The 19,788-nt window shown below is 69.2% G+C and carries 20 protein-coding genes and 1 pseudogene; 7 read left to right on the top strand and 14 right to left on the bottom strand.

Translation table 11 applies throughout. The features are described from left to right. Positions 1 to 2: 2 nt before the first annotated feature. From P6166_RS13915 to P6166_RS13890, 6 genes are all read right to left on the bottom strand, one after another. Positions 3 to 1,328 (bottom strand): acetylglutamate kinase, encoded by a 1,326-nt coding sequence (locus P6166_RS13915; RefSeq protein ID WP_277765051.1) that lies wholly within the window; start codon positions 1,326 to 1,328, stop codon positions 3 to 5. Positions 1,329 to 1,359: 31 nt separating this feature from the next. After that, the gene (locus P6166_RS13910) at positions 1,360 to 2,460 is read right to left on the bottom strand and encodes an acetylornithine deacetylase (protein WP_277765050.1); all 1,101 of its coding nucleotides are present in this window, start codon (positions 2,458 to 2,460) and stop codon (positions 1,360 to 1,362) included. Between the two features lie 18 nt (positions 2,461 to 2,478). Next, entirely contained in the window at positions 2,479 to 2,916 is a 438-nt protein-coding gene (locus tag P6166_RS13905; protein ID WP_277765049.1) for a GNAT family N-acetyltransferase, read from the bottom strand. Positions 2,917 to 2,926: 10 nt separating this feature from the next. Next, positions 2,927 to 4,120, bottom strand: a complete 1,194-nt coding sequence (locus P6166_RS13900) for an argininosuccinate synthase (RefSeq protein WP_277765048.1) — start codon at positions 4,118 to 4,120, stop codon at positions 2,927 to 2,929. 36 nt (positions 4,121 to 4,156) lie between these two features. Continuing rightward, positions 4,157 to 5,167: an N-acetylornithine carbamoyltransferase gene (locus tag P6166_RS13895; protein ID WP_277765047.1), complete on the bottom strand. Its 1,011-nt coding sequence runs from the start codon at positions 5,165 to 5,167 to the stop codon at positions 4,157 to 4,159. Between the two features lie 461 nt (positions 5,168 to 5,628). Continuing rightward, a complete protein-coding gene (locus P6166_RS13890) occupies positions 5,629 to 6,156 on the bottom strand; it encodes a hypothetical protein (RefSeq protein WP_277765072.1) in 528 nt (175 codons plus the stop codon). Positions 6,157 to 6,310: 154 nt separating this feature from the next. Here P6166_RS13890 and cysS point away from each other — a divergent pair, with 154 nt between their 5' ends. From cysS to P6166_RS13875, 3 genes and pseudogenes are all read left to right on the top strand, one after another. Next, complete coding sequence (cysS, locus tag P6166_RS13885; RefSeq protein ID WP_277765046.1) at positions 6,311 to 7,690, top strand: cysteine--tRNA ligase; 1,380 nt, start codon at positions 6,311 to 6,313, stop codon at positions 7,688 to 7,690. A gap of 52 nt (positions 7,691 to 7,742) precedes the next feature. Further along, positions 7,743 to 8,180, top strand: coding sequence for a SufE family protein (locus P6166_RS13880; RefSeq protein WP_277765045.1), 438 nt, complete (start codon positions 7,743 to 7,745; stop codon positions 8,178 to 8,180). Further along, a pseudogene (locus P6166_RS13875) lies at positions 8,177 to 9,436 on the top strand (MFS transporter); the annotation flags it as partial. The gene P6166_RS13880 and the pseudogene P6166_RS13875, both read left to right, overlap by 4 nt. Before the next feature lie 58 nt (positions 9,437 to 9,494). On the opposite strand, the gene dksA reads toward P6166_RS13875, so the two are convergent. Beyond that, the gene (gene dksA / locus P6166_RS13870; RefSeq protein WP_277765044.1) at positions 9,495 to 10,595 is read right to left on the bottom strand and encodes an RNA polymerase-binding protein DksA; all 1,101 of its coding nucleotides are present in this window, start codon (positions 10,593 to 10,595) and stop codon (positions 9,495 to 9,497) included. A 96-nt stretch (positions 10,596 to 10,691) separates the two neighbouring features. Between dksA and yidD the strand changes: the two genes are divergently transcribed. From yidD to P6166_RS13855, 3 genes are read left to right on the top strand one after another with little or no spacing between them, the layout of a single operon-like run. Continuing rightward, positions 10,692 to 10,961 (top strand): membrane protein insertion efficiency factor YidD, encoded by a 270-nt coding sequence (yidD, locus tag P6166_RS13865; protein WP_277765043.1) that lies wholly within the window; start codon positions 10,692 to 10,694, stop codon positions 10,959 to 10,961. Further along, the gene (locus P6166_RS13860; RefSeq protein ID WP_277765042.1) at positions 10,958 to 12,292 is read left to right on the top strand and encodes a dihydroorotase; all 1,335 of its coding nucleotides are present in this window, start codon (positions 10,958 to 10,960) and stop codon (positions 12,290 to 12,292) included. Before yidD ends, P6166_RS13860 begins: the two co-directional genes overlap by 4 nt. After that, positions 12,292 to 13,137: a M23 family metallopeptidase gene (locus P6166_RS13855; protein ID WP_277765041.1), complete on the top strand. Its 846-nt coding sequence runs from the start codon at positions 12,292 to 12,294 to the stop codon at positions 13,135 to 13,137. Before P6166_RS13860 ends, P6166_RS13855 begins: the two co-directional genes overlap by 1 nt. Before the next feature lie 94 nt (positions 13,138 to 13,231). Here the strand turns inward: P6166_RS13855 and P6166_RS13850 are convergent, their stop codons facing one another. From P6166_RS13850 to efp, 7 genes are all read right to left on the bottom strand, one after another. Continuing rightward, complete coding sequence (locus P6166_RS13850; RefSeq protein ID WP_277765040.1) at positions 13,232 to 13,726, bottom strand: pyridoxamine 5'-phosphate oxidase family protein; 495 nt, start codon at positions 13,724 to 13,726, stop codon at positions 13,232 to 13,234. A 102-nt stretch (positions 13,727 to 13,828) separates the two neighbouring features. Continuing rightward, positions 13,829 to 14,518, bottom strand: coding sequence for a squalene/phytoene synthase family protein (locus tag P6166_RS13845; protein WP_277765039.1), 690 nt, complete (start codon positions 14,516 to 14,518; stop codon positions 13,829 to 13,831). A gap of 44 nt (positions 14,519 to 14,562) precedes the next feature. Then, entirely contained in the window at positions 14,563 to 15,252 is a 690-nt protein-coding gene (locus P6166_RS13840) for a phosphoglycolate phosphatase (RefSeq protein WP_277765038.1), read from the bottom strand. After that, complete coding sequence (gene ubiG / locus P6166_RS13835; protein WP_277765037.1) at positions 15,245 to 15,979, bottom strand: bifunctional 2-polyprenyl-6-hydroxyphenol methylase/3-demethylubiquinol 3-O-methyltransferase UbiG; 735 nt, start codon at positions 15,977 to 15,979, stop codon at positions 15,245 to 15,247. Before ubiG ends, P6166_RS13840 begins: the two co-directional genes overlap by 8 nt. Positions 15,980 to 16,007: 28 nt before the next feature. Continuing rightward, on the bottom strand, positions 16,008 to 17,348 hold the full coding sequence (locus P6166_RS13830; RefSeq protein WP_277765036.1) for a TRZ/ATZ family hydrolase: 1,341 nt from the start codon (positions 17,346 to 17,348) through the stop codon (positions 16,008 to 16,010). 48 nt (positions 17,349 to 17,396) lie between these two features. After that, positions 17,397 to 18,065 carry a TMEM175 family protein gene (locus tag P6166_RS13825; protein WP_277765035.1) on the bottom strand — a complete coding sequence of 223 codons (669 nt, stop codon included), beginning with the start codon at positions 18,063 to 18,065 and terminating at the stop codon, positions 17,397 to 17,399. Between the two features lie 4 nt (positions 18,066 to 18,069). Continuing rightward, positions 18,070 to 18,636 (bottom strand): elongation factor P, encoded by a 567-nt coding sequence (gene efp, locus P6166_RS13820; protein ID WP_277765034.1) that lies wholly within the window; start codon positions 18,634 to 18,636, stop codon positions 18,070 to 18,072. Between the two features lie 99 nt (positions 18,637 to 18,735). Here efp and epmB point away from each other — a divergent pair, with 99 nt between their 5' ends. Then, positions 18,736 to 19,758 (top strand): EF-P beta-lysylation protein EpmB, encoded by a 1,023-nt coding sequence (gene epmB / locus P6166_RS13815; protein ID WP_277765033.1) that lies wholly within the window; start codon positions 18,736 to 18,738, stop codon positions 19,756 to 19,758. The last annotated feature ends 30 nt before the right edge of the window (positions 19,759 to 19,788 follow it).

Here is a 19,788-nt window from a genome sequence, read left to right as displayed (position 1 = left end):
GCTCAGTCCTGCAGCGTCGGCGTGCGCGTGGCGCAGTGGGCCACGCAACGCTGGATCTGCTCGAAGCTCTCCAGCCCGTACCAGAACACCTTCCACTTCTCCTGCTTGAAGCAGCCGTCGGACTCGGCGTAGTAGAAGATGTTGACCTGGTTGTTGTGGCGCGAACGCCAGAACAGCTGCGGGGTTTCCTCGCGCATCACATTCCATACCGCGCGGCCCAGGCCTTCGCCCTGCGCGTCGTCGAGCACCGCGAACTTGTCCAGGTACACGCCATCGGCCTCGTCGGTGAGGATCACAGCGGCACGGTAGTTCTCGCTGACGTAGGCCCGCAGCAGGCGGGTTTTGTCGAAGTAGTCCGGCACCAGCGTGCGGCCGAAGCTGGATTCGATCAGCGTCTTCAGCCGCGCCAGGTCCAGCTCGCCCCAGCTGGTGGCGCGCAGCACGCGCTCACCGCGGCGCACCAGCGTGCCCGAGCCCTTGTGGGTGAACAGTTCCTTGGCCAAGTCCGCCGGACGGGTGATCGACACCGACGATTCCAGCGGCAGCTTGTCCAGCAGGTCCTTGATCTGCTCGATCTTCACCTTCATGCCGCCGTGAATCCACGGCTGCTCGATCAGGTGCTCGTACTCGGTGGACAGGTTGATCGAATCGATCACCCGGCCTTCGGCATCGAGCAAACCGCCGGTGCCGGTGAGGAAGATGATCTTGTACGGCTGCAACTCGCGCACCAGTTCGTTGGCGGCGAAATCGGCGTTGATGTTGAGGATCTGCCCGCTCGGGGTTTCGCCCAGGCTGGTGATCACCGGGATAGAGCCGGCTTTCAGGCTGGCCTCGATCGGCGCCAGGTTCACCCGCTTGACCTCGCCCACCAGCCCGTAGGTCTGCGGGTCCAGGTACTCGGCTTCGAACACGCCACCGGTGATGGAGGTCGCGCGCGCGCCGTTCTGCTGCAGCGCCTCCACCAGCTTGAGGTTGGATTGCTGGAACACGCGCCGCACGATGGCCAATGCCTCGGGCGAGGTCACGCGCAAGCCGTTGACGGTCTGCTTCTCGATGCCGGCCGCCGACAGCTCGGCATCCAGCTGCGGGCCGGCGCCGTGCAGCACGATCGGGGTCAGGCCGACCTCCTGCAGGAAGGTCAACGAAGAGGTCAGGTCCTCCAGCTCGTCGCGCAGCACCGCGCCGCCGACCTTCACCACGGCGAAGCGCTTGGCGTCCAGCTGCGAGAAGCGCTTGAGGTACTGGCTGATCTCCTTCGCGCTGGCCATGCTCGAGAGCAGGCGCACGATGGTCTGGCGGGTCTGTTTGTGGGTGGCGGGCAGCGACATTTCGATGTTCATGGCACGTGGGAGGGCGCGCTCAGCGCGCGCCGTTGATGATGCGGTGGACGGAATCGGCGTAGCGCTGCAACTGCGCCAGCGTCACGAATTCGTCGGCGGTGTGCGCCTGGGCGATGTCGCCCGGGCCGTAGACCAGCGCGGTATAGCCGCCGGCGGAGAACAGCGAGGCCTCGGTCCAGAAATCGACCGCGTTGCCGATCGGCAGGTCGAGCGCGTCGGCCACGTCGCGCGCGGCCAGGCGGCGTTCCTCGGCGCGGGCGATGTCGCCCGACGGCAGGCTCGGGCCCCGGAAGGTTTCCTCGAAATGTGCGGCAGCCGGCTCGGCGAAGCCGGCGAAGGTCGCCAGCAGGCCGTCCACGTCCATCGACGGCAGCGGGCGGAAGCCGAAGCGCAGCTCGGCGGCCGGGGCGATCATGTTGGCCTTGATGCCGCCTTCGATGCGGCCGATGTTGAAGCGCAGGCCGGTCAGGCCGCCGAAGCGCGCATGGGCCAGCGAATCGACATGGTCCAGCGCGCGGTCGCCCCAGCGCACCGCCTGGTGCAGCGCGCTGGCGGCCGGGTCCTGCTTGCCCGAAGCGTGCCCTGCCCGGCCGGCGAACCGCATCAGCACCGAACTGATGCCGCGATGCGCCAGCACCGCCTCGCCCATCGTCGGCTCGGCCACCAGGACGGCCTCGTAGCTTTCGCCACGCGCCAGGAACGCGGCGATGCAGCGCGGATCGTTGGCTTCCTCGTCGGAGGAGAACAGGAACGCGGCATCGCCATCGCCGGCATTGGCCGCGGCGACCAGCGCGGCGGCGGCGCCCTTGATGTCGCACACGCCCAGGCCGACCACGCGGTCGTCCTGGCGGCGCATCACGTGCGGGTCGGCGCTCCAGTGCGGCGAATCCGGCACGGTGTCCAGGTGCACATTGAACAGGTACTTCGGCGTGCCGCGCACGGCGTACAGGCTGACCGCGCCGGCGCCATGGTCCACCACCTCCACGCGGAAACCCGGCAGGTGCACGCGCAGGTAATCGAAGATGCCCCCCTCGGCGGCGATGGCGCGCGGCGGGTTGCGGGTGTCGAAGGACACCAGCTTCTCCAGGTGCGCGAGGGTGTCTTGCAGCAGGTCGGTCATCGGTATCTTGGAAACGGGTCAGGCCGCCGAAGCGGTGTAGATGTCCGGGCGGACGACTTCCATCAGCCGGTCCGGGCGGGCCGGCGCGGTGAAGCCGTACCGCGCGTACAGGCCGTGCGCGTCCGAGGTGGCGAGCATGAAGCGGCGCAGGCCTTGCAGCTGCGGATGGGCGAACACCGCATCCATCAGCTGCTTGGAGTAACCCTGGCCCCGATGCGCCGGCAGCACGAAGACATCGGCGAGATAGGCGAAGGTGGCGAAGTCGGAAATCACCCGCGCGAACGCCACCTGCCCTTCACCCTCGACGTAGCCGCCGAAGCACAGCGAGCCGGCGATCGCCCGCGCCACCGTGTCCTGCGGAATGCCGTGGCTCCAATAGGCCTCGGTCGACAGGAAACGATGGATCAGGGGCAGATCGAGCTCCCCCTTGTCGGTGCTGACGCGCAGCTCGCCCATGCCGATGGCCTCAGCGGTTGACCTGGGCGTACAGCGTGGAGCTCATGCCGAACAGCTTGATGAAGCCCTCGGCCTCTTCCACGCCCCAGTCGGCCGATTGCGCGTAGGTGGCGCCCTTGGCGTTGAGGATGTGCGGCGAACGCACGGCCACCGCGTCGACGCGGCCACCGCGGGTTTCCAGCACCACCTCGCCGGTGACCTTGGACTGCGAGGACTTCAGGAAGGCCTCCAGGTCGGTCTTGAGCGGGTCGTGGTAGAAGCCTTCGTACACCAGCTCGACCCACTTGCGCGCCACGTCCGGCTTGAAGCGGTTCTGCTGCTTGGTCAGCACGGTGTCCTCCAGCGCGCGGTGCGCGGCCAGCAGCGAGATCAGGCCCGGCGCCTCGAACACGATGCGGCCCTTCAGGCCGATCACGGTGTCGCCGGTGTACACGCCGCGGCCTACGCCATACTGCGCGAACAGCTTGTTGAGTCGGGCCAGGATCTGCGCGCCCGGCAGCGGCTTGCCGTCCAGCTCCACCGCCTCGCCCTCGACGAACTTCAAGGTGACGGTCAGCGCCTCGGTCGGCCACGCGCTGCGCGGCGCGCACCAGCCGCGCGCGCCTTCGCCCGGGGCTTCCCACTTGTCGATCTCGCCGCCGGACATCGTCACGCCCAGCAGGTTCTCGTTGATGGTGTAGCTCTTCTGCTTGGCGCGCACGCCGAAGCCGCGCTCTTCCAGGTACTTCTGCTCGTAGGCGCGGGTCTGGGTGTGTTCCTTCTGGATCTCGCGGATCGGCGCCACGATCTGGTAATCGCCCTGCGCCTTCACCGCCAGGTCGAAGCGGACCTGGTCGTTGCCCATGCCGGTGCAGCCGTGGGCGATGATGTTGGTGCCCAGTTCGGCGGCGCGCTTGAGCGCGGCGTCGACGATGAGGTAGCGGTCGGACACCAGCAGCGGATACTGGCCCTGGTAGCCCTCGCCGGCCCACACGAACGGCTTGACGAAGCCTTCCCAGATCGCCGGGCCGCCATCGACGGTGACGTGGCTGGCCGCGCCGAGCTCGGCGGCGCGCTTCTCGATGAAATCGCGTTCCTCGTCATCCACGCCGCCGGTATCGGCGAACACGGTGTGGACGGCGTAGCCCTGCTCCTGCAGGTACGGGATGCAGAAGCTGGTGTCGAGGCCGCCGGAGAAGGCGAGGACGATGTCTTTCTTGCTCATGGGGGAGTTCCGGGATGCGGGATAAGTGGGCGGGAATTACTGGGAGATCAGTGCGGCCATGACCGCCTTCTGCACGTGCAGGCGGTTCTCGGCTTCGTCGATGGCGATGCAGTTGGGCGAATCCATCACCGCGTCGGTCGCCTTGACGTTGCGGCGCAGCGGCAGGCAGTGGCTGAAGACGCCGTTGTTCGTGAGCGCCATCTTGGCTTCGTCCACGATGAAGTGCTTGTACTGGTCGCGGATGGGCTTTTCCGGTTCCCAGTTGCCGAAGAACGGCAGCGCGCCCCAGCTCTTGGCGTACACCACGTCCGCGCCGCGGTAGGCGCTTTCGATATCGTGGCTGACGGTGAGCGAGCCGCCGCTCTCGGCGACATTCTGCTCGGCCCAGCCCATGTAGCGCTCATCGAGGATGTAGTCCGGCGTCGGGCACAGCAGGGTGACGTCCATGCCCATGCGCGTGGCGATGGTCAGCGCCGAGTTCGCCACGGCGGTGTTCAGCGGCTTGGGGTGGTAGGTCCAGGTGAGCACGTACTTCTTGCCGCGCAGGTCGGCGGTGCCGAAGTGCTCCTGCAGCGCCATCGCGTGGGCCAGTTCCTGGCACGGATGGGTGATGGTCTCCATGTTGATGACCGGCACCGGCGAATACTTGGCGAACGACTTGAGCACGATGTCCTCGCGGTCGTAGGCCCAGTCCACGAACTTCGGGAATGCGCGCACGCCGATCAGGTCCACGTAGCGGCCCAGCACGCGCGCCACCTCGGCGATGTGCTCCTCGGTATCGCCATCCATCACCGTGCCGAGGTTGAACTCGATCGGCCACGCATCCTTGCCCGGCTGCAGCACCACCGCGTGGCCGCCCAGCTGGAACGCGCCCAGCTCGAAGCTGGTGCGGGTGCGCATGGACGGATTGAAGAACACCAGCGCGATCGACTTGCCCTTGAGCTCGTCACCCAGCTTGTTGCGTTTGAACAGCGCGGCCTGGGTCAGCAATGCGTCGATTTCGGCGCGGCGCCAATCCTGGGTGTTCAGGAAGTGCTTGAGGGACATCGATCGATCCTTTGCGGCGGGCTTGCAGGTGGGATGAAATCTTGCGGGTGAAACTTTTCAGGATGCGGAAACGAAAAAACCCAGCCTCAGGCTGGGTTTTCAGAACGGACAGCACGACGCTCCGGTTTACCCAGCGAGAATGTGGGGTTCCGGTCGGCGCGCGCGCGAGGTCATGCCGGAGGCCATCCGGGCTGCGCTGGTGCCGAGCTGAGCGTCGTTTGCTTGCATAAGACGCGCATGGTCGCACGCGTGAACCGGGGGTGCAAGCGCGGAAAATTTGATTTTCGATCCGACGCGCAGAATCTGGAAGGTGCCCGGGGGCCATGCCCTGGCGGGGGCCCCGGGCGACATGGATGTCGCCTGACGAGCCCCGCATGGATGCGGCTCTTGGCGTCCCCCGCCAGGGCATGGCCCCCGGGCGCCGCCGATGACCCGTCGGGCGAGGTGACAAAGCCAAAGCCTCAGCGCGGCGGCTGCACCACCGCATCGGGGATATAGGGCGTCACCGACACCCGGATCCGCAGCCGGTTGCCCGGATCCTCCGGCAACCGCGAGCGGTACTTGGTGCCCTTGTAGACGTAATCCACGTCATAGGCGATCGGCCGGCGGAACTCGCGGCCAACCTCGACGATGCGGCAATTGCGGCGTGTGCTGGTCGGTGCGGGCGGCGGCACCACCGTGTCGTGGCGACGGCTGAAGATGTCTTTCACCGAGTCCATCATCTTGGAGATGCGGCCTTCCTGCGCCGCATCGGCGCCGCCCGCTCCCTGCGGCTCGCCGGCCGGCGCCGGATCGCACTGCTCTTCCGTGCGCGTGGCGCGCAGCGTCTGGTAGACCGGCTCCACGTTGAGCACCTGGGCGTAGTCGAGCTTGACGTTTTCCACCACGACCACCCGGTTGCGGGCATCGGCCTCGGGATCCGCCGCCCACGCCGGCACGGCGTGCCAGCCCAGAAGGCAGATCAATGGTGGCAGGAACGGGAAGCGCATCAGCACCGGCGGGCTTCGAAAGCGTATGGGCAAGTGTATGGACCTCGCCGGCCCGGCGGCTGAACATAACCCATCCGGCGGCGAATGGGCGTGCCGCGCCCCGCCCACGCGCCCGTGGCGCTAGAATCCAACGGCTTACCTACCCCCGATGCCGATGAGCCTGCGCCTCCACAACAACCTGACGCGGCGGGTCGAACCGTTCGCGCCCCTCGACCCCGCCGCCGGCCCCACGATGTATGTGTGCGGCCCCACCGTCTACAACTACGTCCACATCGGCAACGCCCGTGGCCCGGTGGTGTTCGGCGTGCTCGCCGCCCTGCTGCGCCGGCGCCATGGCGCGCTGCGCTACGCGCGCAACATCACCGACGTCGACGACAAGATCAACCAGGCCGCCCGCGACCAGGGCGTGCCGATCTCGGCCATCACCGACCGCTTCGCCGCCGCCTACCGCGAGGACATGGCGGCCCTGGGCGTGGCCCCGCCGGACCTGGAGCCGGAAGCCACCGCGCATATCCCGCAGATCGTGGCGATGATCCAGCGCCTGATCGACAGCGGCCACGCCTACGCCGCCGAGGGCCATGTGCTGTTCGCGGTCGGCACGTTCGAGGGTTACGGCAAGCTTTCGCGCCGCGATCCGGACGAGATGCTGGCCGGCGCCCGCGTGGAAGTGGCGCCCTACAAGCGGGACGCCGGCGACTTCGTGCTGTGGAAGCCATCCAGCGACGACCTGCCCGGCTGGGACTCGCCCTGGGGCCGCGGCCGCCCGGGCTGGCATATCGAATGCTCGGCGATGGCCGCCGCCCACCTGGGCGAAACCATCGACATCCACGCCGGCGGCGTGGACCTGCAGTTCCCGCACCACGAGAACGAGATCGCGCAGAGCGAGTGCGCCCATGGCGGCGCGACCTTCGCGCGGTTCTGGCTGCACAACGGCATGCTCAACTTCGGCGGCGCCAAGATGAGCAAGTCGCTGGGCAACATCGAGCGCGTGCACGACCTGGTGCGCAAGTACCCGCCCGAGGCGCTGCGCTACGCGCTGTTGTCGGCGCACTACCGCCAGCCGCTGGACTGGTCCGATGCGCTGATCGAGCAGTCGATCCGCACGCTGGACCGGTTGTACGGCACGTTGCGCGAGCTGGCCGAGGTGGACGCGGCGGCGCAGATTCCGCAGGCGATCGAGGACGCGCTGGACGACGACCTCAACACGCCGCTGGCGCTGGCCGAACTGGCACGCATCGCCGGCGAGGCACGCAAGGCGACCACCGCAGAAGACCGCACCCGGCTGAAGCGCGAACTGCTCGGCGCCGGCCTGGCGCTGGGCCTGCTGCAGCAGGCGCCGGCGCAATGGTTCGGCGCCACCGCGCTGGACGCCGACGAGGATGCGCGCATCCAGGCGCTGGTCGACGCGCGCGGCGACGCCAAGAAGGCCCGCGATTTCGCCCGTGCCGACGCGCTGCGCGACCAGCTCGCCGCCGAAGGCATCGTGCTGGAAGACACGCCGCAGGGGGTTCGTTGGTCGCGCAAGCGCGCCTGACCCCTGCCCTTCCCCCAGCCGCGCCCGCGGGCGCGGCGCAGTGAACGCCCCCATGACAGACACCCCGTTCCCGCTCGAACCCACCGCCGCCGAGGCCCAGGCGGCCATCGCCGAGGAGTTCTCCTTCTTCGGCGACTGGTCCGAGCGTTACCAGTACCTGATCGACCTTGGCCGCAAGCTGCCGCCGTTCCCGGAGGAATGGAAATCCGAGGAACACCGCCTGCACGGCTGCCAGTCGATGGTGTGGATCGTGCCGGAGGGCAACGCGCAGCGGCTGGATTTCCACGCCGTCAGTGATTCGGCGATCGTCTCGGGCCTGATCTACCTGGCGCTGCGGGTCTATTCCGGGCGCAGCGCACAGGAGATTCTGGCCACCGAGCCGACCTACATCGGCGATATCGGCCTGTCGCGGCACTTGTCGCCCACGCGCAGCAACGGCGTGGCGGCGATGCTGGCCTTCATCCGCGAGACCGCGAAGGCGCAGCAGTGAGCGCGCCGGGCCCGGCGCCGACCACCGACCAGGGCATCCGCACGCTCCTCGCCCATCCGGGCTTCGCGCTGGTGCTGGCCTACCGCATCTGCGCGATGCTGTCCTACCAGATCGTGGCGGTGACGGTGGGCTGGCACATCTACGAGATCACCCGCAATCCGTTCTCGCTGGGGCTGGTGGGGCTGGCGGAAATCCTGCCGTTCTTCTGCATCGCGCCGTTCGCCGGCTACCTGGTGGACCACCTGCCGCGGCGTCGCCTCGGGGCGATCGCCACGCTCGGGCTGGTCGCCACGGCCGGCGTGCTGATGGCGGTGGCGAAGGGCTGGCTGCCGGTCAGGGGCGTGTGGCCGATTTACGGCGCCATCGCGCTGACCGGCGCGGCGCGTTCGTTCCTGTCGCCGGTGTACAACGCGCTGTTCGCGCGCACGCTGCCGCGCGAGGCGTATGCGCGCGGGGCCAGCGTGGGCAGCGTGGTGTTCCAGACGGGCATGGTGATCGGCCCGGCGCTGGGCGGCGTGCTGGTCGGCTGGGGCGGCAAGGGGCTGGCGTATGCGACGGCGGCGGTGATCGCGCTGGTGGCGATGACGGCGCTGCTGGCACTGCGCGTGGAGGAGCCCGTGAGCACGGCGGGACGCGCGCCGATTTTCCGCAGCATCGCCGAGGGGGCGCGGTTCGTGTTCTCCAACCAGATCATGCTCGGGGCGATGGCGCTGGACATGTTCTCGGTGCTGCTGGGCGGGGCGGTCTCGATGCTGCCGGCCTTCATCCACGACATCCTGCATTACGGGCCGGAAGGGCTGGGCATCCTGCGCGGGGCGCCGGCCCTGGGCTCGATCCTGGTCGGGGTGTGGCTGGCGCGGCGGCCGTTGCAGCGCAACGCGGGACGGGTACTGCTGTTCGCGGTGGCGGGCTTCGGGTTGTGCACGATCGCGTTCGGGCTGTCGCGGCATTTCTGGCTGTCGGCGGCGATCCTGCTGGTCTACGGGATGTGCGATGGCGTCTCGGTGGTGGTGCGCTCGACGATCCTGCAGTTGGCGACCCCGGACGAGATGCGCGGGCGAGTGTCGGCCATCAACGGCATCTTCATCGGGTCTTCCAACGAGTTGGGCGCCTTCTACGATGGAACGATGGCGCGGCTCATCGGGCTGGTGCCGGCGGTCGTGCTGGGCGGCTTCGTGACGATGTGCGTGGTGGGCGTCACCGCGCTCAAGGCGCCGAAGGCCACCTGGCATCAAGTTCACTTTCGTTCGGCTGCTTCTTTGCATGAAAAAACCCGCCTTTCGGCGGGTTTTCGTTTGCTTGGGCTGCTTGGCGTCAGTCGCCCTGCTGCTTCTGCATGTGCTCCCAGCGTTCCTGCGCGTCGATCGTGCGCTCGGCGGTGAGGCGCGCTTCCAGGCGCTCCAGGCCGATCTCCTCGCCCGTGTCCACGCAGTAGCCGTAGTCACCGGCTTCCAGCCGCTTGAGGGTGCTGTCGATCTTGCCGATCAGCTTGCGGTAGCGGTCGCGGGTACGCAGTTCCAGCGAGTTCTCGGTCTCGCGGGTCGCGCGCTCGGCCTCGTCGCCGATGTCACGCACTTCCTCGCGCAGGTTCTCGATGGTCTGCTTGGATTCTTCGACCAGGTCGTTGCGCCACTGCTGCAGGCGCTGGCGGAAGTACTCCTGCTGCAGCGGGCTCATGTACTCCTCGTCCGCGGCGGGCTTGTAGCCCTTCGGGAGGATCGGGCGGCCGGTCACCTCATCGGTGGTGTATTCGACGACCTTGAACTTGGTACGCGGTGCCGGGCTCGGCGCGCGCGACACGACGGCCACGGCGACCTTGCCGGTCGGACGGGTCGCCGACGGCTTGGCCGGGGATTCGGTCTTGGTGGGGGTTTTTGCTGAAGATTTCGAAACGGGCACGGGATTCTTGGATTGCGGGGTCGGCGCCGTTGCCACGGCCGGCTTCGCCGGGGCCGCCTTCGGGGCGGGGGCGGGGGCGGCCTGGGGCGCAGGTTTGACCGGAACAGTCTTGGCCGGCACCGGCTTGGCGGCCGGCTTCGGTGCGGGGGTTTTTGCAACGGTCTTGGGTGCGGGCTTGGCGGCGGCCTGGGCCACCGGCTTGGCCGGCGCCTTCGGGGCCGGCGCAGGGGCCGCCTTCTTCGCCACCGGCTTGGGGGCGGGCTTGGCGGCCGTCTTTTTCACGGGCGTCTTGGCCGGCGCTGCCTTCTTGGCGGCGGGCACGGCCTTCTTTGCAGGGGCCGCCTTCTTGGCGACGGCCTTCTTGGCGGCAGCCTTCGCCACCGGCTTCTTGGCCGCCGTCTTGGCGGCCTTGGCGACCGGCTTGGCGGCGGTCTTGGCCGCTGCCTTCTTCACAACAGGCTTGGCGGTTTTCTTGGCGGCCTTGACGGCCTTCTTTGCAGGTTTTTTAGCAGCCACGAAACGCTCTTCCTTGGTTCCCCCGGGGCCCGGGAAAGCGGGCCTTTATAACGTACACCACCGGGAGGGGCAACATCGCATTAAGGCCGTTGGCATATGATGAACACCGTGATCGCCCGACTGCTCATCGCCCTGCTGCGCCTGTACAAGCGCTTCGTCAGTCCGCTGCTCGGACCGCGCTGCCGCTTCGCGCCCAGCTGCTCGGAGTACGCCATGACCGCCATCGCCCGCTACGGCGCGTTGCGCGGTGGCTGGCTGGCGGCGCGCCGCGTGGGCCGCTGCCACCCCTTCCATCCCGGTGGATTCGACCCCGTGCCCGAGGTCGCGCCGCCCTCCTCTTGCCGCTGCACAGGAAAAACGCCATGACCCGCACCCTGATCGTCAATGCCCGCCTGGTCAACGAGGGCCGCCAGTTCGACGCCGACCTGCGTATCGGCGAGGACGGCCGCATCGCGCAGATCGGCCCGCAGCTCTCCGCCGCGCCGGGCGAGACGGTGGTCGATGCCGCCGGCCGCTGGCTGCTGCCGGGCATGATCGACGACCAGGTGCACTTCCGCGAGCCGGGCCTCACCCACAAGGGCGATGTGGCGACCGAATCGGCCGCCGCCGTGGCCGGCGGGCTGACCAGCTTCATGGACATGCCCAACACCAACCCGCCCACGCTCAACGCCGCCGCGTTGCAGGCCAAGTACGACATGGCCGCCGGCCGCGCCTGGGGCAACTACGGCTTCTACCTGGGCGCCAGCAACGACAACCTGGCCGACATCCAGCAGCTGGACCCCAAGACGGCGCCGGGCATCAAGGTGTTCATGGGCGCCTCCACCGGCAACATGCTGGTGGACAACCCGCAGACCCTGGACGCGATCTTCCGCGATGCGCCCACGCCGATCATCACCCACTGCGAGGATACGCCCACCATCGACGCCACCATGAAGGCGTTCGTGGAGAAGTACGGCGACAACCTCACCGCGTCGATGCACCCGGACATCCGCTCGCGCGAGGCCTGCCTGAAGTCCTCGCAGCTGGCGGTGTCGCTGGCGAAGAAGCACGGCACCCGCCTGCACGTGCTGCATATCTCCACTGCCGACGAGCTGGCCCTGTTCACCCCGGGCCCGATCGAAGGCAAGCGCATCACCGCCGAGACCTGCATCCACTTCCTGCGCTTCGACCGCGCCGATTACGAGCGCCTGGGCAACCTGATCAAGTGCAACCCGTCGATCAAGGACGCCAGCGACCGCGAAGCGCTGATCCGCGCGCTGGCCGAGGACGTGATCGACGTGCTCGCCACCGACCACGCGCCGCATACCTGGGAAGAGAAGCAGAAGCCTTACGCGCAGGCCCCGTCCGGCCTGCCGCTGGTGCAGTACGCGCTGGTGGCGGCGCTGGAGCTGGTGCACGAAGGCCGCCTGCCGGTGGAGAAGATCGTGCACAAGTTCGCGCACGCGCCGGCGCTGCTGTTCAACGTGGCCGAGCGCGGCTTCCTGCGTGAGGGCTATTGGGCCGACCTGGTGCTGGTGGACAACACCCCGTTCACCGTCAAGCGCGAGGACGTGCTGTCCAAGTGCGGCTGGTCGCCGTTCGAAGGCACCACGTTCCGTTCGAAGATCGGCTCGACCTGGGTCAACGGCCAGCAGGTGTGGGACGGCGCGAAGCTGGTCGGCACGCCACAGGGCCAGCGCCTGCGGTTCGACCGCTGATGCCGTGGGCATCGCGTCTGGCCGGCGGCGTGCTGCTGGCCGCCTTCGCCCTGCCCGGCCCGGTCGCCGCCCAAGCGCTCGATGGCCGCGTGGTGTTTCCCGCCAGCGCCTCGCAAGGCGCGCTGGTGATCGGCAAGGTACCGCCGGGTAGCCAGGTGGAATACGCCGGGCGCTCCCTGCGCGTGAGCGAATACGGCAGCGTGGTGTTCGGCATCGGCCGCGACGAGCAGGGGCCGCTGACCGTGCAGGTGACGCGGCCCGACGGCACGCGCACGCCGGCCTCCATTACGGTGACGCCGCGCGACTGGCCGACCGAGCAGGTCAACGGCGTGCCGCCGAAGACGGTGAATCCGCCGCCGGAGATCGCCGCGCGCATCCAGCGCGAGCAGGCGCAGGTCACCGCTGCGAGAGCGCGCGACGATGCGCGGCCGGATTTCGCCCAGCCCTTCGTGTGGCCGGTGCAGGGCCGCATCAGCGGGCGCTTCGGCAATGCGCGCATCTACAACGGCCAACCCGGCACCGGGCATTCGGGCATGGATATCGCCGTGCCGACGGGCACGCCGGTGAAGGCGCCGGCCGCGGGCGTGATCACCTTCGCCGCACCCGACCTGTATCTCACCGGCGGCACGGTGCTGCTGGACCATGGATTCGGCGTGAGCTCGAACTTCCTGCACCTGTCGCGCATCGACGTGAAGGTCGGCGACCGGGTGGCGCAGGGCCAGGTGATTGGCGCCGTGGGGGCGACCGGCCGTGCCACCGGCCCGCACCTGCATTGGGGCATGAACTGGTTCGACGTGCGGATCGATCCGCTGCTCGTGCTGGAGCGCGGCAAGGCGGCGCCGTAGCCGCCGCCCGCCGCAACGGTCCGCCTCGCGCGAGACGAGCAGCCTTCGCCACCGCCGCCAAGTCGCGCGGCGGTGACGGGATGAGGAGCCACGCTCAGCGATTGAGCGGAATATCGGCCACCTTGTCGGCGTAGTCCTTCTTCGGGTCCACGCCCAGCAGCAGCTTCACGCCGGCCAGCAGGTTGTTCTCGTTGAGCCATACCTGCGCATGCGCGGGATCCAGCCGCAGCAGCGCGAGGTTGGGATTGTCCTTGCCTCCCTCGTACCAGGCGGCGATGAAGGGGTTCCACAGCCGCTCGACCACCGCGCGGTCGGTATGCTCCCGCAGCGTGCCGGCGATGCTGGCAAACACTTCGTGGCCCTTGCCGACGAGCTGCGCGTTCGCGCTGGCGGCCGTGCCGCCGAGCGCCGTCAACAAGCCGTTGTCGCGCGCGGTGAAGAACCAGATCGGCCCGCCCTCGTCGCCTTCGATCATCGCCGTCATCGGCTGCGCGTGGCCGTCCTGTGCGCCCGCCAGGCCCAGCATCACGGTCCGGTCCGACTTGAGGGTTTTCCAGAAGCGCTTTTCCAGTTCGCGTTCGTCCGCCATTGCGTGTTGTCCGGTCACCACGCGGCGCGTGGCTTCCCGCGCAGTGTGGTCAGCCCGCGCAAAGCCGGCGTGAGCGCCACGCCGCGGCGCTTGACCGTATCGTCACGCGCCACCGCTGGCCGCGCGCCAGGCGTGCCACAGCTGTTGCAGCGGTGGCGCCCAGGCCGGTTGCCCCTGGTGTTCGCGTGCAAGACGCAGGCGCGCCATCCGCGACCAGACCCGATGCGGCAGCGCCAGCGCCGCCTTGCGCGGCCACTGCGCCAGCAGCTGGCCACGCCAGGCCTCCACGTTCACGCCCGCGGGCGCGGCCGCCGCGCCAGCGCTGGCCGCGCGCGTGGAAAGCCACTGCACGGCCACTGCCCGGGCGTTGGCTGCGCGCGCGCGGCCGAACAGCGCCGCCTCCACCGCCACCACCGCCTCGGCGAACGGCTGCAGCACCGCCAGCGCGCCCTCCAGCGACAGCGGCTGCGCCCTCGCCTCCTGCATCGCCGGCAGGCTTTCGGCCAGCTGCGCCCAGGGGGCGACGACCGGCTCCAGCACGCGGCCGAGCGGATGCCGCGAACGGCGCCCGCTCCAGTCGCGCAGTTCCTGCTGCCACCAGGCGAGCTTGGCGTCGGCCGGCAGCGGGTCGCCGGCGATGTTCATGATGTCCTCGAACTCCTGCAGCAGCGCGAACCACGCCAGCGTCGCGCGCTGCCGGTCGGCCGGCACGAAGCGCCCGGCCACTTCCCATTCTGGCCAGCGGTCGCGCCATTTGTCGAGGAAACTGTCGAGGGCGCTGGTCGTGCTCATGCGCGGATCCGGGAACGGGGCCCGCACCGGCGGGCCGAAGAAGATCAGGCGGCGTTCGATGCCGGCCAGGCGGACGCGGCGCACAGCGCAGCGGGCTGTTCAATCATGCGATCGGCTTGCCAGGACAACGGGTCGTCCTCGGCCAGCCGGTAGCCCCACAGGGCCGCCACCGAGGGCATGCCGGCGGCACGCGCGGCGAGGATATCGCGCTCGTCGTCGCCGACGTAGACGGTCTCGCGCACGTCCACGCCCATGCGTTCGCAGGCCACCTGCAGCGGCAGCGGATGCGGCTTGCGCTCGGGCAGGCTGTCGCCGCCGATCAGCACCGCGCAGCGCGCCTCCCAGTCCAGCTGCGGCAGGATCAACCGCGCCAGGTACTCGGGCTTGTTGGTGACGATGCCCCAGCGGCTGCCGGCATCCTCCAGGCAGCGCAGCATCGTCTCCACCCCGTCGAACAGCAGGGCGTGGCGGCCGATCAGCGCTTCGTAGCGCTGCAGGAACTCGGGCACGTGCGTGTCGCGCTCAGCCGCGTCCCACTGCGGGAACGCCACGGCGAGCATCGCCCGCGCGCCCTTGGACACCACCGGGCGCAACTGCGCCAGCACCAGCGGCGGCGCGCCGCGCGCCGCACGCATCTCGTTGGCGGTGGCGAGCATGTCCGGCGCGCTGTCGAGCAGCGTGCCGTCCAGGTCGAACAACACCGCCCGCGGGAATTCGCCGCCGGCCTCAGGCATCGGGAGTCGCCGGCTTGGTCGCCCAGGCCAGGTAGTTGATGTCGGTCCGCGCACTCAGGCGGGCGCTGCCGCGCCAGGGCTCGTAGGCCAGGCCGCTGACGTCGCGCAGTTGCAGGTTCGATTGGCGCAGCCAGGCGGCCAGTTCGGAGGGCTTGATGAAATCCTGGTAGTGGTGCGTGCCGCGCGGCAGCAGGCGCGCGACGTACTCGGCACCGACGATCGCCACGGCGAAGGCCGCCGGCGTGCGGTTGAGCGTGGACAGGAACAACTTCCCACCCGGCTTGAGCAGCGCGGCGCAGGCGTCGAGGATCGCGCCGGGGCGCGGCACGTGTTCGAGCATCTCCATGCAGGTGATGGCATCGAAGCTGCCCGGCGCCTCCGCGGCCAGGTCTTCCACCGACTGCACGCGGTAGTCCACCTCCAGCCCGGATTCGAGCCGGTGCAGGCGCGCGACCTTGATCAGCTCCGGCGCCAGGTCGATGGCCGTGACCTGCGCGCCCTGGCGGGCCAGCGCCTCGCTCAGCAACCCGCCGCCGCAGCCGACATCGAGCACGCGCGCGCCGGCCAGCGGCGTGCGCGCGGCGACGTAGTCCAGCCGCACCGGGTTGAGCGCATGCAGCGGCTTCTGCGGGCCGTCGGCGTCCCACCAGCGGTTGGCGAGCGCGGCGAACTTGTCCAGTTCGGCCTGATGGAAGTTGTGGGAGGTGTTTTCACGCGAAGCGTTCATGCTCGGGTTCCCGTGCGGCGACCTGAAATCAGGCGGGATGGAGATGGCGGATGCGGTCGCGCCACTGGCGCGCGTTGGCGACCAGCGCGTCCGGGTCCATGTCGACCAGCACGCGGCCACGCAGCTTGGGCTTGCCGGCGATCCACACGTCGCTGACCTGGTGGCGGCCGGCGGCGTACACCAGCTGGGAGAGCACGTGGTGCAGCGGCTGGGTTTCCAGCGCGGAGAGGTCCACCAGCACCAGGTCGGCCTGTTTGCCGGCCTCGATGGAGCCGATGCGCTCGCCGAAACCCAGCGCGCGCGCGCCGCCCAGCGTGGCCGCGCGCAGCGTGGTGGCCGCATCCAGCGCGGTGGCGTCGTTGGCCACGGCCTTGGCGAGGATGGCCGCGGTGCGGTTCTCGCTGAACATGTCCAGGTCGTTGTTGCTGGCGCAGCCATCGGTGCCGATCGCCAGGTTCACCCCGGCGCGCGCCAGCGCGCACGCCGGACAGAAGCCGGAGGCCAGCTTGAGGTTCGATTCCGGGCAATGCACCACGCTCACGCCGCGCTCGGCGCACAGGTGGATCTCGCCTTCGGTGAGTTGGGTCATGTGCACGGCGATCAGGCGGTCGTTGACCAGGCCCAGCCGGTCCAGCCGCGCCAGCGGGCGCTGGCCGTACTGGGTGAGCGAGTCGGCGATTTCCTGCGCGGTCTCATGCGTGTGCAGGTGCACCGGCACGTCGAGCTGGTCGGCCAGCATGCGCACGCGCTCGAAGCTGGCATCGCTCACGGTATACGGCGCGTGCGGCGCGAACGCGGTGGCCACCAGCGGGTCGTCGCGCCACTGGTCGTGCAGCTCGCCGGCGCGGTCGAAGTATTCGTCGTCGCTTTTGGCCCAGGCGGTCGGGAAATCGATCACCGGCGCGCCGACCAGCGCGCGGAAGCCGTACTTCTTGTAGACGGCGGCCTGCGCGTCGGGGAAGAAGTAGTTTTCGTTGGCGCAGGTGGTGCCGCCGCGCAGCATCTCGGCGATCGCCAGGGTGGTGCCGTCGGCAACGAATTCCGGGCCGATCACCGCCGCTTCCACCGGCCAGATGTGCTGCTGCAACCACACCATCAGCGGCAGGTCGTCGGCGACGCCGCGCAGCAGCGTCATCGGGTTGTGGGTATGCGCGTTGACCAGGCCGGGGATCAGCGCGGCCTCGGGGCGCGAGACCGTTTCGCGCGCGGCGAAGCGCGCGCGCGCCTCGGCGCGCGGCAGCACGGCCACGATGACACCCTCGCGCACGGCCACGGCGTGGTCTTCCAGCACCACCGCATGGGGTTCGATGGGAACGACGAAAGCGGCCTCGATCAGCAGGTCACAGGATTCGGGTACAGGCGAGGTCACGGCAGATCGACTCCGGGAACATCGGGGGGAACGACGACCCGCAGCCGGTCACGCCGCATCCGGCGCGCCCCGCTGCACCCAGCGCTTGGCGATGGCCAGGCACGGGAAGATCATCACGAACATCAGCCCGCCCGCCCACACCGGGATGAAGGAGGCGGCGGGAATGGCCACGGCGAACAGGATCAGCGGGATCATGCCGCGCCAGAACAGCCAGCGCGTGGCGACCACGCCGATGCGTTCGCGCAGGTTCTCGTGGCGGATCACCATCTGTCGGGTCACCACGGCGAACAGCGAGATGCCGGCGAGCACGAAGGCATAGAACGCCAGCCGGCCGGGGCTCTGGCTGGAGAAATAGACCGAGTATTCGCGCGTGGCCAGCGGCATCAGCGCCACGAACATCAGCTGCAGCAGCGTGGACCACACCAGCCCGCCGGTGACCCGGCGCACGTGGCGCCAGGTCTGCATGTGGCCGACCCAGAACAGGCCGGTCACCAGGAAGCTGATGAAGTAGGCGATGAAATGCGCCGTCACCTCGCCTGCGGCGGCCACCGCGCCGAGGTGCTCGACCATCTCGCGGTCGGGCAGCTTCAGCTCGATCGCCAGCAGCGTGATCGCGATGGCGAATACCGCGTCGCTGAAAAAGACGACCCGGTCGTGCGGAAAGCGGTCCTTGAGGTCCGCCTCGTGTTCTTCCTTGACCACGCCCAGGTCCTTCATGGGCTTACTTCACGCGCGAAACGTATTCGCCGGAACGGGTGTCCACGCGGATCACCTCTTCCTGGCCGACGAACAGCGGCACGCGCACCACCGCGCCGGTTTCCAGCGTGGCCGGCTTGCCGCCGCCGCCGGAGGTATCGCCACGCACGCCCGGGTCGGTCTCGGTGATCTTCAGCTCGACGAAGTTCGGCGGCTGCACGGCGATCGGGGTGCCGTTCCACAGGGTCACCACGCACTGCTCCTCGCCCTTGAGCCACTTCTCCGCGCCGCCCATGCCGTTCTTGTCGGCCTGGACCTGCTCGAAGGTCTCCTGCTGCATGAAGTGCCAGTACTCGCCGTCGCTGTAGAGGTACTGCATGTCGGTGTCGAGCACGTCGGCGGCGTCCACCGAGTCGGTCGACTTCATGGTGATTTCCTGCACGCGGCCGGACTTGATCAGGCGGTACTTGACGCGGGTGAAGGCCTGGCCCTTGCCCGGCTTGACGTACTCGGTGTCGGTGATGACCGCCGGTTCGGCATTGACCAGGATCTTCATGCCGTTCTTGACGTCGTTCATGCCATAGCTGGCCATAGTGCAACTCCTCGGATAAGGCAAAACCGCCGCGCGGAGCGGCCGGCCGGTAGAATGGGGTGCCCGCCATCCGGCGGGCGTACTGTTTCCAGACCCGACATGATAACCGCAGCCCCCAGCCGCATACAGCCGCCCCCCGCACGCCCGGCCGCCCGCTGGCAGGCGCTGTGGCGCGAGGCGGTGCGCGACCCGCGCGAGCTGCTGGCGCTGTTGGGCCTGAATGCGGAAACGGTGGGCCTGGACGAGGCGGCCGCGGCGCAGTTCGCGCTGCGGGTGCCGCGCGGCTTTGTCGCACGCATGCGCCACGGCGACCCGGCCGACCCGCTGCTGCGGCAGGTGCTGCCGGTCACCGAAGAAATGCGCGTGGTGCCCGGCTTCGGCCTGGACGCGGTGGGCGATGCCGCCGCGCGCACCGCCAACGGGGTGATCCAGAAATATCGCGGCCGTGCCCTGCTGATCGCCACGGGCAGCTGCGCGGTGCATTGCCGCTACTGCTTCCGCCGGCATTTCCCGTATGCGGAGGAAACCGCCGCGCGCGAGGGCTGGCGCGAAGCGGTAACGGCGATCGCAGCCGATGCCAGCATCGAGGAAGTGCTGCTCTCCGGCGGCGACCCGCTCTCGCTGGCCACGCCCAAGCTGGCCGAGCTGACCGACGCGCTGGCGGCGATCCCGCACCTCAAGCGCCTGCGCATCCACAGCCGCCTGCCGGTGGTGCTGCCCGAGCGCGTGGACGCCGAGTTGACCGCCTGGCTGGCCGCCCTGCCCTGGCCGGTGGCGTTCGTGATCCACGCCAACCACGCCAACGAATTCGACGCCGACGTGGACGCGGCGATGGCGCGCCTGCGCGCGGCCGGCGCGCAACTCTTGAACCAGGCCGTGCTGCTGCGCGGGGTCAATGACGACGTCGATACGCTGGCCGCGCTGAGCGAGCGCAGCTTCGCCGCCGGCGTGCTGCCCTACTACCTGCACCAGCTGGACCGGGTGGCCGGCGTGGCGCATTACGAGGTGGACGACGCCCGCGCCAGGGCATTGCATGCCGAACTGGCGGCGCGGCTGTCCGGCTACCTCGTGCCGAAGCTGGTGCGGGAAATCCAGGGCGACACCGGCAAGCGGCCGCTGTAGACGCGGCTTCGGCCGCGCCCCTCGCGGAGG

Source organism: Stenotrophomonas sp. HITSZ_GD (assembly GCF_029543105.1).
Taxonomy (GTDB): Bacteria; Pseudomonadota; Gammaproteobacteria; order Xanthomonadales; family Xanthomonadaceae; genus Stenotrophomonas_A.
Note: the sequence above shows the minus strand (reverse complement) of the source record. Positions and strands in the feature narration are given on the sequence as shown.

What these genes read in the sequence shown, in the direction of transcription:
- P6166_RS13915 (WP_277765051.1), bottom strand. Translation starts at nt 1,328, where the DNA reads ATGTCGCTGCCCGCCACCCACAAACAGACCCGCCAGACCATCGTGCGC.
- P6166_RS13840 (WP_277765038.1), bottom strand. Translation starts at nt 15,252, where the DNA reads ATGCCTGAGGCCGGCGGCGAATTCCCGCGGGCGGTGTTGTTCGACCTG.
- P6166_RS13895 (WP_277765047.1), bottom strand. Translation starts at nt 5,167, where the DNA reads ATGTCCCTCAAGCACTTCCTGAACACCCAGGATTGGCGCCGCGCCGAA.
- P6166_RS13855 (WP_277765041.1), top strand. Translation starts at nt 12,292, where the DNA reads ATGCCGTGGGCATCGCGTCTGGCCGGCGGCGTGCTGCTGGCCGCCTTC.
- cysS (WP_277765046.1), top strand. Translation starts at nt 6,311, where the DNA reads ATGAGCCTGCGCCTCCACAACAACCTGACGCGGCGGGTCGAACCGTTC.
- P6166_RS13905 (WP_277765049.1), bottom strand. Translation starts at nt 2,916, where the DNA reads ATGGGCGAGCTGCGCGTCAGCACCGACAAGGGGGAGCTCGATCTGCCC.
- ubiG (WP_277765037.1), bottom strand. Translation starts at nt 15,979, where the DNA reads ATGAACGCTTCGCGTGAAAACACCTCCCACAACTTCCATCAGGCCGAA.
- P6166_RS13910 (WP_277765050.1), bottom strand. Translation starts at nt 2,460, where the DNA reads ATGACCGACCTGCTGCAAGACACCCTCGCGCACCTGGAGAAGCTGGTG.
- P6166_RS13845 (WP_277765039.1), bottom strand. Translation starts at nt 14,518, where the DNA reads ATGAGCACGACCAGCGCCCTCGACAGTTTCCTCGACAAATGGCGCGAC.
- efp (WP_277765034.1), bottom strand. Translation starts at nt 18,636, where the DNA reads ATGGCCAGCTATGGCATGAACGACGTCAAGAACGGCATGAAGATCCTG.
- P6166_RS13860 (WP_277765042.1), top strand. Translation starts at nt 10,958, where the DNA reads ATGACCCGCACCCTGATCGTCAATGCCCGCCTGGTCAACGAGGGCCGC.
- P6166_RS13825 (WP_277765035.1), bottom strand. Translation starts at nt 18,065, where the DNA reads ATGAAGGACCTGGGCGTGGTCAAGGAAGAACACGAGGCGGACCTCAAG.
- epmB (WP_277765033.1), top strand. Translation starts at nt 18,736, where the DNA reads ATGATAACCGCAGCCCCCAGCCGCATACAGCCGCCCCCCGCACGCCCG.
- P6166_RS13850 (WP_277765040.1), bottom strand. Translation starts at nt 13,726, where the DNA reads ATGGCGGACGAACGCGAACTGGAAAAGCGCTTCTGGAAAACCCTCAAG.
- yidD (WP_277765043.1), top strand. Translation starts at nt 10,692, where the DNA reads ATGATGAACACCGTGATCGCCCGACTGCTCATCGCCCTGCTGCGCCTG.
- P6166_RS13880 (WP_277765045.1), top strand. Translation starts at nt 7,743, where the DNA reads ATGACAGACACCCCGTTCCCGCTCGAACCCACCGCCGCCGAGGCCCAG.
- P6166_RS13890 (WP_277765072.1), bottom strand. Translation starts at nt 6,156, where the DNA reads ATGCGCTTCCCGTTCCTGCCACCATTGATCTGCCTTCTGGGCTGGCAC.
- P6166_RS13900 (WP_277765048.1), bottom strand. Translation starts at nt 4,120, where the DNA reads ATGAGCAAGAAAGACATCGTCCTCGCCTTCTCCGGCGGCCTCGACACC.